Origin of the sequence: Aliiruegeria lutimaris, from assembly GCF_900099935.1 — a bacterium.
Lineage (GTDB): Bacteria > Pseudomonadota > Alphaproteobacteria > Rhodobacterales > Rhodobacteraceae > Tropicimonas > Tropicimonas lutimaris.
Genome location: NZ_FNEK01000003.1, coordinates 71,283 through 84,737, shown reverse-complemented (window position 1 = coordinate 84,737; position 13,455 = coordinate 71,283). Strand labels below are relative to the sequence as shown.

Below are 13,455 nucleotides of genomic sequence, written 5' to 3'. Positions count from 1 at the left end.
CAATTCGTTAATCCTCGCTTAAGGCAAAATGGATCTTTGCCTTGGCAGGCGGACTTTCGACCATGGTCAGGCGTTCCGTCGCAGCAATGCGAGAAAGAACCCGTCCCCGCCCTGCAATGGCGAAAACCGCTGGCATAGCTCCAGGTTCCATTCGGGGTTGCCCGCACAGAACGCCTCCACCTGCGCCTCGTTCTCGCTCCGCAACATGGAACAGGTCATGTAGGCGATCAGGCCACCGGGACAGACCAGCCGGCAAACCCTGTCAAGGATCTCCTGCCGAACGGTCTGGAGATGGTCCAACGCGGCTCGGTCCAGACGCCATTTGGCCTCCGGCTGCCGCCGCCAGGCGCCGCTGCCGGAACAGGGCACATCCGAAATCACGAGGTCGAAAGGCGCGTTCCGGCCGAGTTGCATCCCGTCGAGGATCTCGAGCCGCGCCCCAGCCCGCGCCGCCCGTTCCGGGATATCGCGCATCCGGCCGGGGTCGGCATCGTGAACGAAGATCCGCTCCCCGCTTCGGGCTGCCAGCGCCAGCGCCTTGCCGCCACCGCCAGCGCAGAAATCGAGCACCCTCGCGCCCGGTTGCAGCGGCACCGCCTCGGCGACGGCTTGCGAGGCGGCATCCTGGATCTCGACCCAACCCTCTTGAAAACATGACGTATTCCGCACCCGACGCGCGCCCTGCCCGAGCCGCAGGGCCGTCCCGGCAAGCGGTTCGGGCTCCGACTGGACATCTTCCGCGGCCAGCCGCGCCTGCGCCTGCTCGCGCGTCCCAAGGGACAGGTTCGCGCGGACGAAAATCTCGGCGCGCTCCTGCATCCCTTCCATGACGGGCCGGAAATCGTCGCCAAGGCTGTCGCGCATATCCGCTTCGAGCCAATCCGGGCAGTCCAGCGCGACATTGCCTGCCGGCGCGGCGGGCACCACGCGCTCTGCCTCCGTCATCGGCGAAAGGGCATGGCCCTGACCTGTAAGGAAAGCTTCCGGATCCTGCCCGCGCGCGCGCAGCAACCCGATGATCAGCCCGCGCCCCGTTTCGGCCCCACCAAGCCACGCCGCCGAGCGGCGACGGCGTATGGCGTCGAACACGTGATCGCGCACTGTCGCACGATCCTTCGAGCCGGCAAATCGGCTCCGGCGTGCCCAGTTGGTCAACACCTTCTCCGCCGGCGCACCCGCGAGATAACCGTCGAGGATTTCCGCGGCCGCAGCCAGGCGCGCTTCGGGGGTCATGGCGTTCTCCCTGTTAACCTTCGCTGCTCCGGGCGACGGGAAATGCGTCTTCCCGCGTTCTAGTAACGCAGACCGCCCTGTGCGACCCTGCCCTATTGTATTTTTTGTCCGCAGGACGCAACCGAACAGAGCTAGCGTCGTCCAAATGGCGCCGAACGGAGAGACGCCATGAACCTTCGCCCCCTGCTCATCATCCCTCCAATCATCCTCGGCTTCATCGGTTTCAAGATGATGACGCAGCAGGATCAGACGCTGCCACCCCCGCCGGCGGAAAGCCACCTTGCCGTGCGCGTGAGCGCGGTGGTGCCGCACGAGGTGTCGGCCACCGCCGTCGGATACGGGCGGGCGGAGCCGGTGCGGGACTGGTCGGCGATCTCCGAGGTCCAGGGGCGGATCGTGATGCTGGCCGATGGGCTGGCCGTGGGCAGCTTCGTCGATGCCGGCACCGTTCTGGCCGAGATCGACCGGACGGATTACGAACTGTCCCGGCAGAAGAGCCTTGCCAATATCGCCGCCGCCGAGGCGCAGCTGGCCGAGCTGGAGCGCCAGGAGGTCAATTCGCGCGCCTCGCTCGAAGTCGAGCAGCGGATCCTCGCAGTGGCGCAGGCCGAATATGACCGGATCGCCTCGCTGGTCGGCCGGGGAACCTCGACCCAGGCCACGCTCGACTCCACGCAGAAGGTGCTGCTCGCCCAGACCAATGCCGTGACAAAGCTGGAAAACACGCTGGCCCTCTACCCCTCGCAGCGCGAGACGCTGGAGGCGACGCTTGCCGTGCGCCGGGCCGAATTGGCCGAGGCCGAGCGTTCGCTGGAAAAGGCGACGATCCTCGCGCCCTTCCGCGGCCGGATCTCGGCCATGAATGTCGAGACCGGGCAATTCGTGCGCACCGGCGACACGCTGCTGACGATGGACGATACCGCCGCCGTCGAGATAACCGCCGAGGTCCAGCCATCCGAATTCGTCCCCATGGTCACCGTCGCGCTCGGTGACCGCTTTACCTCCGACACGGTGGTCGACGTGACCAAGGCGATCGAGATCTTCACCGAGGCCGGGATCACGGCGCAGGTTTCGATGCAGATCGCCGGGATCAGCGCCCACTGGCCGGCCGAAATCGTCCGCCTGCGGGGCACGATGGACAGCGAAACCGGCACGCTCGGCATTGTCGTCCGGGTCAAGGACCCGATGGTCAGCCAGCGCCAGATCAACCGCCCGCCGCTCAATGTCGGTGCCTTCGTCACCGTCACCTTTTCGAGCCAGCCGCACCCGGACGGCCTGACCGTGCCGCGCCGTGCCTTGCGTTATGCAGATGACGGCGCGCCCTTTGTCTATGTCGCCGATGGCGAAAGCCGCCTCGACACGCGGAAAATCGAGACAGGGCAAGTGATTGGCGAGAATGTCATGGTGCTCGGCGGGCTGGAGGGCGGCGAGATGCTGGTGCTGACCGATCCGCGCCCGCCGGTGATCGGCATGAAGCTGGACCTTGTCCCCGTTGAGGGCGACAGCCCGGCGGAGGGCGAATGACATGATCTCGTGGTTTGTCCGGCACCCGGTTGCCGCCAACCTGTTGATGGTGCTGATCTGCGTGCTCGGGCTGTCCACAATCATGCAGCTCGAACGCGAGACCTTTCCCGATGTCGCGGCCTCCACCGTGACCGTCTCCGTCGTTTATCCGGGCGCCTCGGCGCTCGACGTGGATGAAGAGATCTGCGCGCCCATCGAGGATTCCCTCACCGGCACCAGCGGGCTGACCGAGCTGGAATGCCTCTCGGTCGATGGCATGGCCTCGGCCACCGCCGAGCTGGAGGAAGGCGGCGACCTGACTCAGTTCTACAACGACATCTTCTCGGCGGTCTCCGGCATCAACGGCCTGCCGACCGATGCCGAGACGCCTGCGGTCAAGCTCGGCGGGCGCAACGAGCTGATCGCGATGATCGCCATCTCGGGCATCCATGGCAAACGCGGGCTGATCGAATATGCCGACACGTTGGCCGACCGGATGCTGGCGCTCGACGGCGTGACCGAGGCCAATGTCACCGGCATCACCGACCGCGAATTGCGCGTGACTTTCGATACCGACGCGCTGCGCCGTTACGGTGTGTCCAGCCGCGATATCGTCGACGCGATCGGCGCCCGCTCGCTCCGCCAGCCGCTGGGCGACGTGGAGACCGACGGCGCCTCCGTCACCCTGCGCTACGCCGATGCGCGCCGCTCCATCGCCGAGCTCGAAGACCTGATCGTGTTCCAGAACGCGACCGGCGGCATGGTGCGCCTGAAGGATCTTGGCGAGGTTCATATCGTCGATGCGGATGTGAACACCCAAAGCTTCATCAATGGCGAACAGGCCGCGATCATCCTTGCCTTCAAGGGAAAGGAAGGCGATTCCATTCGTATTTACAAACAGGTACAGGCCATAATTGACGAAGAGAACGCCGCATGGCCGGACCCGTTCAAGATAACTGTCACCTTCAACATGACCGACCTGGTCAAGGAACGCCTGACGCTGATCCTGAAGAATATCGGCATTGGCCTCGTGCTCGTCTTCGCCACCATGTGGCTCTTCTTCACCCTGCGCGAGGCGCTTTGGATCTCGGCCGCGCTGCCGGTCTCCTTCCTCGGCACCTTCTTCCTGATGGACACCTTCGGCATCACCATCAACATGATCACGCTGGTGGCGCTCTTGATGGCGGTGGGCTTGATCATGGACGATTCCATCGTCATCGCGGAGAATATCGAGCGCTGGCGCAAGAAGACCGGCAAGCTGGAGGCCGCCAGCCGCGGCACGCTGGAGGTCGTCCCCGGCGTCACGTCGTCCTTCCTGACCACCGCCTGCGTCTTCGGCCCGCTGATGTTCGTTTCCGGCACGATGGGCCAGATCCTCGCCTATATCCCCATGGTGCTGCTGCTGACGCTTGGCCTGTCACTGATCGAAGGCTTCCTGATCCTGCCGCATCACCTGAGCCATTCGGGCTCCGACGACCCCGCCGAGCATGAACACCGCCCCGCCGCCCGCGTGCTCGACCGCTTCAAGGAAGCCGTGGTGCTGCCCATCGCCGGTTTCTTCGTGAAGGTGCGTTACCTGACCGTCGGTGCCGTGATCGCCTGTCTGATGCTCTCCTTCGGCCTGATCGCCTCTGGACAGGTCAAGGTCGTGGGGTTCCCGACCATCGAGGGCGACACTGTCCAGGTGAAAATCTCGCTTTCAACCGGCATCGAACGCGAGCGCACGGTGGAGCGGGTCGAGCAACTTCTGGCCGCGCTGGACCGCGTCGATGAAAAGCTGACGCCGCTCACGCAGGGCGGCGAAAAGCTGGTCGAGCGCGTGCTGGTCCAATACGCCACCAATTCCGACGTGAACGATAATGGCTCCAACACCGCGACCATTACCGTGGACCTGCTGGCCAGCGCGAAACGCAACATCACCGCCGACGAGATGCTGCTGCAATGGCGCATGGAGGCCGGCCCCCTGCCCGACGTGATCCAGGCCAGCTTTGCCCAGGCCGAGATGGGCCCGGGCGGCAACGATCTCGATGTCGAGCTCTCCGGGCGCGACCTTGACGATCTCGAAGCTGCCGCCGCGGATCTTCTACAGGCGCTGACCGCCCGCGATGACGTGACCGAAGCCTTCACCGATTTCTACGGCGGCCGGCACGAGGTTCAGCTTGCGCTCAACGAGTACGGCTATTCCATCGGCCTGACACCACAGGCGCTCGCCAGCCAGCTGCGCAGCGCCTTTGCCGGCTCAGAGACCGACAGTTTCCGCACCGGCCTGTCGAGCGTGACGGTACAGGTCGAGTTGGACGATTCCATCCGCAACATGGCCGACCTTGAGGCCTTTCCGATCTCGGTCGGCGGCGGCTCCATCGCCGCACTTTCCACCGTCGCCCATATCGAGCTGACAAGCTCCTTCCCTGTCATCACCCGCAAGAACGGCCTCGCCGTCGCGCGCATCCGCGGCCAGATCGATCGCGCCACCACGACCCCTGCGCAGATCTCCGTTGTAGTCACGAATGAAATCGGCCCGGAAATCATGCGCCAATATCCCGGCGTCTCGATATCCATCGGCGGCGCCACCGAGGACCAATCCAAGTCGCAGGCCTCAACACTGAGCAAGCTCGTCCTGGGTCTGGTCGGCATCTATCTCGTGCTGGCCTTCCAGTTCCGAAGCTATACGCTTCCCATCGTGGTGATGCTCTCCATCCCCTTCGCGCTGATCGGGACGATCAACGGCCATTGGGCGCTCGGCATCGACCTCGCCATGCCGAGCTTCATCGGCTTTGCCTCGCTGGCGGGCATCGTGGTCAACAACGCCATCCTGTTCCTGACCTTCTTCCAGACCCACCTGAAGGACGAAGACCACGTCGCCGCCGCACTCGACGCCGTGCGCGAACGCTTCCGCCCGATCCTGCTCTCCACCGGCACCACCGTGATCGGCTTGCTACCGCTCATCTCCGACGGCAGCCCGCAGGTGCAGGTCATGGTGCCGCTCGTCGTCTCGGTCGCCGCCGGCCTGATGGCCTCGATGATCCTCGTGATCCTTGTACTGCCCTCGCTGTTGGCGATCTATTTTGACATCTTCTCGGTGAAAAAGTGGATCTCCAAGTTCGATCGGGCCGACCGAAAAACGACGGCATAAGCGAAGCGCTTTTCTCCCCATCATCTTTCCAGAAAATATCCTGGGGGAGCGCTCGCCAGAGCGCGGGGGGCAACGCCCCCTCTCAAGGTTTCCTGGCAAGCCGCGATGTTCGAGCTCGTGCAGGAACGATCCTGCGGATCGTGTCTCCGGCGGAGGTATTTTCGGGAAAGATGAAAGCCTCGCTCCTGTTTCTTGACTGTCCTGGCGTGGCGGTCTGGGTTCAGTGGTTGATTGGAATGCATTGGCAGAAATCGCTGCTGGCATCCGCTTCGCCGGAACGCTACCTAGGCCGCATGACATTCCTGCCTCGCCTCTACCAGAACTCCGCCGACTGGGCCGCCGCCCGCCAGAAACGCATCCTGCTTTTCGGCATGTCCGGTCTTGGGAAGACCTATGTTTCCGACATGTTGCGCGCGCAGGGGGAATGGTTTCACTATTCCGTCGATTACCGGATCGGCACCCGCTACATGGGCGAACTGATCTCCGACGAGTTCAAGCGCGAGGCGATGAAGGTGCCGCATCTGCGGGACCTGTTGATGTCGGACTCGATCTATATCGCCTCCAACATCACCTTCAACAATCTCAAGCCGCTGTCGACCTATCTCGGCAAACCGGGCGATCCGTCCAAGGGCGGACTGAGCATCGAGGAATACCGCAAGCGGCAGCAGCAGCATCACGAGGCCGAGCGCGCCGCGTTGCTGGATGCGCCGCGCTTCATCGAGCGGGCCGAGGAACTCTATGGCTACCCGCATTTCGTCTGCGATTCCGGCGGTTCGATCTGCGAGGTGGTCGACCCGCATGATCCACAGGACGAGATCCTGCGAAGCCTTGCCGGGTCGATGTTGCTGGTCTGGATCAAGGGCAGCGAGGCGCATAGTGACGAGTTGGTACGCCGCTTCGATAAAGCGCCGAAGCCGATGTGCTATCGCGCCGCGTTCACGGATGCCAATTGGGACGAATTCCTGCGCGAAAACAACGTGAAGGAAGAAGAGGTTGACCCGAACGCCTTCGTTCGCTTCGCCTACCGCCGCGCCATGGCCAGCCGCCAGCCTGCCTATGCGGCAATGGCCCGGAACTGGGGCGTGACCGTTTCAGCCGAGGAAGTGTCCGACGCCAAAAGCGCGGAGGCGTTCGAGGCGCTGATCGGGCGGGCAATCGAACGCGCATAGAAGAGGCACGGCCACCGGGTGCCCGCGAGCGGTTCCGTTCCGACCCAAACGCCAATGCCCCGAAAGCCGGACGCCATCGAGCGCCGCGGACTGGGCGCTTGTGATCGCGGGGCAAAAGTCCTATCTCAGACCCTCCAATTGCGGAGATTTCCCATGCCGATCAAGATGCCCTCGAACCTGCCTGCCTTTGACATCCTTCAGACCGAGGGTGTCATGGTCATGGGCCAGGGGCGCGCGGACCGGCAGGATATTCGCCCGCTGCGCATCGCGCTGCTGAACCTGATGCCGAAGAAGATCCAGACGGAGACGCAATTCGCCCGGCTCATCGGCGCCACGCCGCTACAGATAGACTTGAGCCTGATCCGGATTTCGAGCCACGAGGCCAAGAACACCGCCGCCGCGCATATGGAGGAGTTCTATCGTCCCTGGACAGAGGTCACGCAGGAGAAATTCGACGGGCTGATCATCACCGGTGCGCCGGTGGAGCAGCTGCCCTTCGAGGCGGTGACCTATTGGGACGAGTTGACCCAGATCTTCGACTGGACCCAGACCAATGTCCATTCCACCTTCGGCGTCTGCTGGGGCGGCATGGCGATGATCAACCATTTCTACGGGGTGAAGAAGTATATGCTGCCGCACAAGGCCTTCGGCTGCTTCCGGCACCAGAACCTCGCCCCTGCCTCTCCCTATCTGCGCGGCTTCTCCGACGACCTGCTCATGCCGGTCAGCCGCTGGACCGAAGTCCGCCAGGACGAGGTCGAGGCTGTTCCGGACCTGATTCCGCTGATCGGCTCGGACGAGGTCGGCCCGGCGCTGGTCGAGGACCCGGTCCACCGTGCGCTCTACATGTTCAACCATTTCGAATATGACAGCGGCACGCTGAAGGAAGAATATGACCGTGACGTGGAGGCCGGAAAGCCGATCAACGTGCCGGTGAACTACTATCCCGATGACGATCCCGAGAACATGCCGACGAACCGTTGGCGCAGCCACGCGCATCTGCTTTATGGCAACTGGATCAACGAGATCTACCAGACAACGCCGTTCAACCTGGAGGCGATCGGCAGCGGTCATTGGTGAGAGAATCCAGATGAACTTCAATGCGCAAATTCCTGTGATGACAGAACATTTCATCGAGATCGGGGGAAAGCGCATACATGCCCACATCGAAGGCTCGGGGCCGGATGTCATTCTGATCCACGGCGCCTCGATGAATGCGCGGGACTTCACTTTCGGCTTCGTACAAAAGCTCAGCCAGCACTGCCAGGTGATCGCTTTCGACCGGCCCGGCATGGGATTTTCCGACCCGCTCCACGCACATGGCGAATCCATGTCCGAACAGGCGGCGATGCTGGACGCGGCGGCGGAAGCGCTCGGCATCGAGCGCGCGGTGATCGTTGGCCATTCCTTTGGCGGCGGCGTGGCCATGGCATGGGGGCTCGAGCACCCGGCCCGTGTCGGCGCCATCGTGACCGTTGCCGGCATCACCATGCCGTGGCCCGAGACGATGGAAGCCTTTCGCCGGCTCGCCTCTCGCGAGCCCGACGGCGCGGCGCTGGTGCCAGTGATCTCGGTCGTGACCTCGCGTGCCTTTACCCATTCCACGCTCGAGACGATCTTTGCGCCGCAGCCGGTGCCCGCGGGCTATGGCGACTTCCTCGTGCTGCCGCCCGAACGGCGCCGCCCGAGCTTCCGCGCCAACACCCGCCAGATCGCCAGTCTCGCGCCGCAGGTTGCGGAAATGGCCAAGCGTTACCCCGCGCTGGACCTGCCCGTGGAGGTGCTGCACGGCACCCATGACGCCGTCGGTTCGGTCATGGTCCATGCCCGGCAAATGGCGCGGCGACTGCCCGACGCGCGGCTGACCGAGCTTGCCGGCATCGGGCACATGCCGCACCATGTTTCCCCCGACCCCGTGCTTGCGGCGATTATACGCGCGGTAGCACGGGCCGGATTGCACTGATCCCGCGAGACGGACATACTAAGTACCGACGAAGAGGGAAAAACATGTCACATTTGCCGTTCGATGGTGCCATCAGCACGTTTTACAAGAAGAAAGCTCCCGAACCCGTTCGCGAGGCGATCAAGGAGGCGGGCGGCAAGCCGATCCTGAACCTGACCTATCCCTACAAGGAGCGGATGCCGAAGGATGAATACGAGGCGACGCTGCACCAGCTGCAGATCGAACTGGTCAAGCTGCAGGCCTGGGCGCAGAACGCGGGCGAACGAATCGCGGTGGTGTTCGAGGGCCGGGACACCGCAGGCAAGGGCGGTGCCATCAAGCGTTTCTCCGAACATATGAACCCGCGGGCGACGCGGGTGGTAGCCCTTTCGACTCCCTCGAACCGCGAAGCCAGCCAGTGGTACTTCCAGCGCTATATCGAACACATGCCGGCCAAGGGCGAGATCTGCCTGTTCGACCGTTCCTGGTACAACCGGGGTGTGGTCGAGAAAGTCTTCGGATTCTGCACGGACGAACAGCGCCAGGCCTTTTTCAAGCAGCTCCCCGATTTCGAGAAGCTTATCACCGAGGACGGCATCCGGCTGTTCAAGATCTGGTTGAACATTTCGCAGGCCGAGCAGCTCAACCGGATGCTCTCGCGCGAACACGACCCGCTCAAGCAGTGGAAGCTGTCCAAGATCGACGTGGAAGGCCTCGGCTACTGGGAAGAATATTCCGACGCGATTTCCGAGACCCTTCACCTCACCCACGAGATCTATGCCCCCTGGTCGGTGATCCGCGCCGATGACAAGCGGCGCGCGCGGATCGCCTGCATCCGCCTCGTCCTCAGCCAGATCGAGTATGACGGCAAGAAGGACAAGGTGGTTGGCGAGGTCGACCCCAAGATCTGCGGGGGTCCTGCCCTCATCCATGCCTAAACGTGGGTACCACCACGGGAACCTGAAACAGGCTCTGGTCGATGCGGCATTGGGCCTGATCGAGACCAAGGGTCCGCAGGGTTTCACGCTGTCGGAAGCGGCCAAGGCGGCGGGTGTGACACCCGCGGCCGTCTATCGCCATTTTCAGGGCCGCGAGGATCTGATTGCCGAGATCGCGCGGCAGGGTTTCGAGATTTTCGCCGATCTCATGGAATATGCCTACGAGAAGGGCCAGCCCTCGGCGCTGGCCAGTTTCGAATCCACCTGTCGTGCCTATCTCGCCTTTGCCCGCAAGAATCCCGGCCACTACCAGGCGATGTTCGAAAGCGGCTTGTCGGTGAACCGGACCGCCGAGCTGGCCGCTGCCGCCGCGCGGGCCAGGGATGTGCTCGAAAAGGCGGCGGCGGAGCTGTCGGAGCATATTCCGCCAGGAAAGCGCCCACCCTCGCAGATGGTTTCGGCCCATATCTGGGCCATGTCCCACGGCGTGGTCGAGCTTTATGCCCGTGGCACGCCGGGCGGGCGTACCCCCTTCCCCGCCGAGGACCTGCTGGAAACCGGGATCGGGATCTATCTGCGCGGACTTGGCCTTCTGCCACCGGACGCGTGAATGCCGCCCCGACGCTGCGCTGCAGCAATTCATACTCCCTGCCCCTTGGGGGCGACTCGCGCGACCAAAGCCTACAGATTGGTTGATTCGTTTTACCGAATCGCCAGATGAGAGCGCTAACCTACTGAATTCGCAGCATTTGCCAGAATGCAACAGAACTGAAACAATCCAATTACAACAATGGCTTGGTCAATTTCCACGACGATCAGGCGAAGAAATTTTTCCGCAGCGCAGCATTTTTGGCTATTCTATTTCGAGCGACCTACGCCACACGAGGAGGAGCGTGATGACCTGGGGGGATCTACTGGAAAACTGGCACTGCCAGATTGAATGCCTCGTTGCCTGTTTCCCGCATGCAGACCCGGAGGCGCTGGTTCGTTTTCGGGGCAATCGCGACCTGCTGGCGGAGTATATCGCAGACACGCATGAGTTGACATTGGCCGAGGGCTTCGAGGCCATCGAGATGCGGCTTCTGCCCTGCGTCTCCCGCCCCGCCGACCTTCTGGCCGCCGAATAGTCAACTCAGCGACGTCACCCAGAGGATCGTTGCATCCTCGGGACTGACGGACACCACGTTATGTCCCATCGTGGCATCGTAATAGGCGCTGTCGCCCCGGCGCATCTCCACCGGCGCGTAGAATTCCGTGTAGAGGCGGATCACGCCCGTCAGCACCAGCAGGAATTCCTCGCCATCATGGCGCACCCAGCCGTCATATTCCTCCATCGAACGCGCGCGCACCCGCGCCTTGTAGGGCAGCATCTTCTTGCTGGTCAGGTTCTCGGCCAGAAGCTCGTGCTCATAGGTCGTGGTCGCATGGGCCGCGCCCTCACCGGCCTTGGTCACCACCATGCGCCCGTTCGCCTCGACCCGCGCCGGCGGCGTGAAAAGCTGCGGCACCGAGATGTTCAGCCCTTCAGCCAGCTTCTTGAGCGCCTCGTAGGTCGGAGACATCTGGCCATTCTCGATCTTGGAAAGCGTGGAACGGGCAAGCCCCGCCTGCCCTGCTGCCTGTTCCAGCGTCCAGCCGCGCGCCTTGCGCAAATCGCGCACCCGCACACCAAGATCCAGCGGTTCGCCCTCCATGGTCTCCCCCGACTCGCGGGCGATGCGGATCAGGGATTTCGGGTCGTTTTGCGGGCTGCTGGGATCTGACATGGACCGTTTCTATGCAGAGCCGATACCCTGCGCAATGGCCGCGTCGACGCGGGACGCCCTGCGCGCGAGACGAGACTTCCCGGCCCGACATCCCGCAGCGTTTCCGTTCGGACCGGTTTTCGGCGGCAATGTCCGCCGAGAGCTTGCTCCACGCCGCGGCCTTTCGTAGGTCGGATGCATGCTTTCGATCCACGCCGATACTGTGCCGCCCCCACCGCCCGCCGCCTTCAACATGGCCGCGCATGTGCTGGCGCATGCCGAGACACAGCCCGACAAGACGGCCCTTGCCATTCTGTCGGCCAGCCGCGCTGCCCGCTGGCGCTATGGCGCGCTGGCACAGGCCATCGAAGGGATCGGCGCCGGGCTTCTGGCCTTCGGGCTGACCCCCGGCGACAGGCTGCTGATGCGGCTGGGCAACGAGGTCGAATTTCCATTGGCCTTTCTCGGCGCCATCTGGGCCGGGATCGTTCCCATTCCCGCATCAGCCGCGCTGACGGTGCCCGAGATCACCCGAATTGCCGCGGAAACCCGCCCCGCAGCCATTGTCGCCGCCCCCGACATCTCTCTGCCCGATCCCTGCCCTTGCCCGGTCATTCCCACGCTTGCCTTGCGGGAGATGGAAACCACGCCGCCCTGCGCACCGGATCTGGGCGACCCGAACCGTCCCGCCTATATCATCTACACCTCTGGCACGTCCGGAAAACCGCGCGGCGTGGTGCATGCCCACCGGGCCGTCTGGGCGCGGCAGATGATGTGGCGCGACTGGTACGACCTGCGCCCCGATGACCGCGTCCTGCATGCGGGCGCCTTTAACTGGACCTATACGCTCGGCACTGGCCTGCTGGACCCCTGGGCGATCGGCGCCACAGCGCTGATCCCGGCGGCCGGCACCAAGCCACCGCAACTCCCCCTGCTGATGCGCCGGCATGACGCGACGCTCTTTGCGGCCGCTCCCGGCGTCTATCGCCAAATGCTGCGAGACGCGGGTTCCTTGAACCTGCCCAAGCTGCGCCACGGCCTCTCGGCGGGTGAGAAACTGCCCGCGCGCCTCCGGCAGGCCTGGGAAGAAGCGACAGGCCGGGCAGTCCACGAAGCGCTCGGCATGTCCGAATGCTCGACCTACCTGTCCGGCAGCCCCTCCCGCCCCGCCCCAGATGGCAGTTCAGGCTACCCGCAATCCGGACGCCGGCTCGCCATTCTCGGCCCGAACAACCAACCGGTTGCGCGCGAAACGCCGGGAATCCTGGCGATCCACCGCGACGATCCGGGCTTGATGATCGGATACCTCGATGCGCCAGAGGAAACAGAAGCACGCTTTGCCGGCGATTGGTTCCCGACAGGAGACACGGCGCGCATGGCAGAAGACGGCGCGATCTCCTATCTCGGCCGCGATGACGACATGATGAACGCCGGCGGCTTCCGCGTCTCGCCGCTGGAAGTGGAAGCGGTGCTCGCCCGCTTCCCCGGCATCTCCGAAATTGCCTGTGCCGAAGTGGAAGTGAAGGCCGACACGACGGTCATCGGCGCCTTCTATACCGGCCCGGAAGAGCTCGACACAGATGCGCTCACCGCTTTCGCGTCAGAAAACCTCGCAAGTTACAAATGCCCGCGCCTTTATCGGCAACTGGACAGCCTGCCGCGCAACGCCAATGGCAAGATCAACCGCCGTGCCCTGAGCCCTGACGGCTGATCGAACTCGGGGCGCGCAAGCACTCGTTATCGGTCCGCATTCAACACATACCGCCATCGTTTTCTCTTGGCGTGGCCGGCT

At 63.7% G+C, this 13,455-nt stretch carries 11 protein-coding genes; 9 read left to right on the top strand and 2 right to left on the bottom strand.

The genetic code is table 11. The features are described 5' to 3' along the window. Positions 1–66: 66 nt before the first annotated feature. On the bottom strand, positions 67–1,233 hold the full coding sequence (locus BLR85_RS02530; protein ID WP_093148802.1) for an RsmB/NOP family class I SAM-dependent RNA methyltransferase: 1,167 nt from the start codon (positions 1,231–1,233) through the stop codon (positions 67–69). A 168-nt stretch (positions 1,234–1,401) separates the two neighbouring features. Between BLR85_RS02530 and BLR85_RS02525 the strand changes: the two genes are divergently transcribed. From BLR85_RS02525 to BLR85_RS02490, 8 genes are all read left to right on the top strand, one after another. Continuing rightward, positions 1,402–2,757 carry an efflux RND transporter periplasmic adaptor subunit gene (locus BLR85_RS02525; RefSeq protein WP_093148798.1) on the top strand — a complete coding sequence of 452 codons (1,356 nt, stop codon included), beginning with the start codon at positions 1,402–1,404 and terminating at the stop codon, positions 2,755–2,757. A 1-nt stretch (position 2,758) separates the two neighbouring features. Continuing rightward, complete coding sequence (locus BLR85_RS02520; protein WP_093148794.1) at positions 2,759–5,869, top strand: efflux RND transporter permease subunit; 3,111 nt, start codon at positions 2,759–2,761, stop codon at positions 5,867–5,869. Positions 5,870–6,162: 293 nt separating this feature from the next. Then, a complete protein-coding gene (locus tag BLR85_RS02515) occupies positions 6,163–7,038 on the top strand; it encodes an ATPase (RefSeq protein WP_093149176.1) in 876 nt (291 codons plus the stop codon). A gap of 153 nt (positions 7,039–7,191) precedes the next feature. Next, positions 7,192–8,118 (top strand): homoserine O-acetyltransferase MetA, encoded by a 927-nt coding sequence (gene metA / locus BLR85_RS02510; protein ID WP_093148789.1) that lies wholly within the window; start codon positions 7,192–7,194, stop codon positions 8,116–8,118. A gap of 37 nt (positions 8,119–8,155) precedes the next feature. Then, positions 8,156–9,001 carry an alpha/beta fold hydrolase gene (locus tag BLR85_RS02505; protein WP_170844433.1) on the top strand — a complete coding sequence of 282 codons (846 nt, stop codon included), beginning with the start codon at positions 8,156–8,158 and terminating at the stop codon, positions 8,999–9,001. A gap of 44 nt (positions 9,002–9,045) precedes the next feature. Further along, positions 9,046–9,918, top strand: a complete 873-nt coding sequence (gene ppk2 / locus BLR85_RS02500) for a polyphosphate kinase 2 (protein ID WP_093148781.1) — start codon at positions 9,046–9,048, stop codon at positions 9,916–9,918. Then, on the top strand, positions 9,911–10,528 hold the full coding sequence (locus tag BLR85_RS02495; protein ID WP_093148777.1) for a TetR/AcrR family transcriptional regulator: 618 nt from the start codon (positions 9,911–9,913) through the stop codon (positions 10,526–10,528). The genes ppk2 and BLR85_RS02495 overlap by 8 nt, the downstream gene beginning before the upstream one ends. A 286-nt stretch (positions 10,529–10,814) precedes the next feature. Further along, entirely contained in the window at positions 10,815–11,045 is a 231-nt protein-coding gene (locus BLR85_RS02490; RefSeq protein ID WP_093148772.1) for a hypothetical protein, read from the top strand. Here the strand turns inward: BLR85_RS02490 and BLR85_RS02485 are convergent, their stop codons facing one another. Next, positions 11,046–11,684, bottom strand: coding sequence for a helix-turn-helix domain-containing protein (locus BLR85_RS02485; RefSeq protein WP_093148768.1), 639 nt, complete (start codon positions 11,682–11,684; stop codon positions 11,046–11,048). 178 nt (positions 11,685–11,862) lie between these two features. Here BLR85_RS02485 and BLR85_RS02480 point away from each other — a divergent pair, with 178 nt between their 5' ends. After that, complete coding sequence (locus tag BLR85_RS02480) at positions 11,863–13,374, top strand: class I adenylate-forming enzyme family protein (RefSeq protein ID WP_093148764.1); 1,512 nt, start codon at positions 11,863–11,865, stop codon at positions 13,372–13,374. Positions 13,375–13,455: the final 81 nt, after the last annotated feature.

Coding starts and splice junctions, on each gene's coding strand:
- metA (WP_093148789.1), top strand. CDS start 7,192: ATGCCGATCAAGATGCCCTCGAACCTGCCTGCCTTTGACATCCTTCAG.
- BLR85_RS02520 (WP_093148794.1), top strand. CDS start 2,759: ATGATCTCGTGGTTTGTCCGGCACCCGGTTGCCGCCAACCTGTTGATG.
- BLR85_RS02515 (WP_093149176.1), top strand. CDS start 6,163: ATGACATTCCTGCCTCGCCTCTACCAGAACTCCGCCGACTGGGCCGCC.
- ppk2 (WP_093148781.1), top strand. CDS start 9,046: ATGTCACATTTGCCGTTCGATGGTGCCATCAGCACGTTTTACAAGAAG.
- BLR85_RS02495 (WP_093148777.1), top strand. CDS start 9,911: ATGCCTAAACGTGGGTACCACCACGGGAACCTGAAACAGGCTCTGGTC.
- BLR85_RS02530 (WP_093148802.1), bottom strand. CDS start 1,233: ATGACCCCCGAAGCGCGCCTGGCTGCGGCCGCGGAAATCCTCGACGGT.
- BLR85_RS02480 (WP_093148764.1), top strand. CDS start 11,863: ATGCTTTCGATCCACGCCGATACTGTGCCGCCCCCACCGCCCGCCGCC.
- BLR85_RS02525 (WP_093148798.1), top strand. CDS start 1,402: ATGAACCTTCGCCCCCTGCTCATCATCCCTCCAATCATCCTCGGCTTC.
- BLR85_RS02490 (WP_093148772.1), top strand. CDS start 10,815: ATGACCTGGGGGGATCTACTGGAAAACTGGCACTGCCAGATTGAATGC.
- BLR85_RS02505 (WP_170844433.1), top strand. CDS start 8,156: ATGACAGAACATTTCATCGAGATCGGGGGAAAGCGCATACATGCCCAC.
- BLR85_RS02485 (WP_093148768.1), bottom strand. CDS start 11,684: ATGTCAGATCCCAGCAGCCCGCAAAACGACCCGAAATCCCTGATCCGC.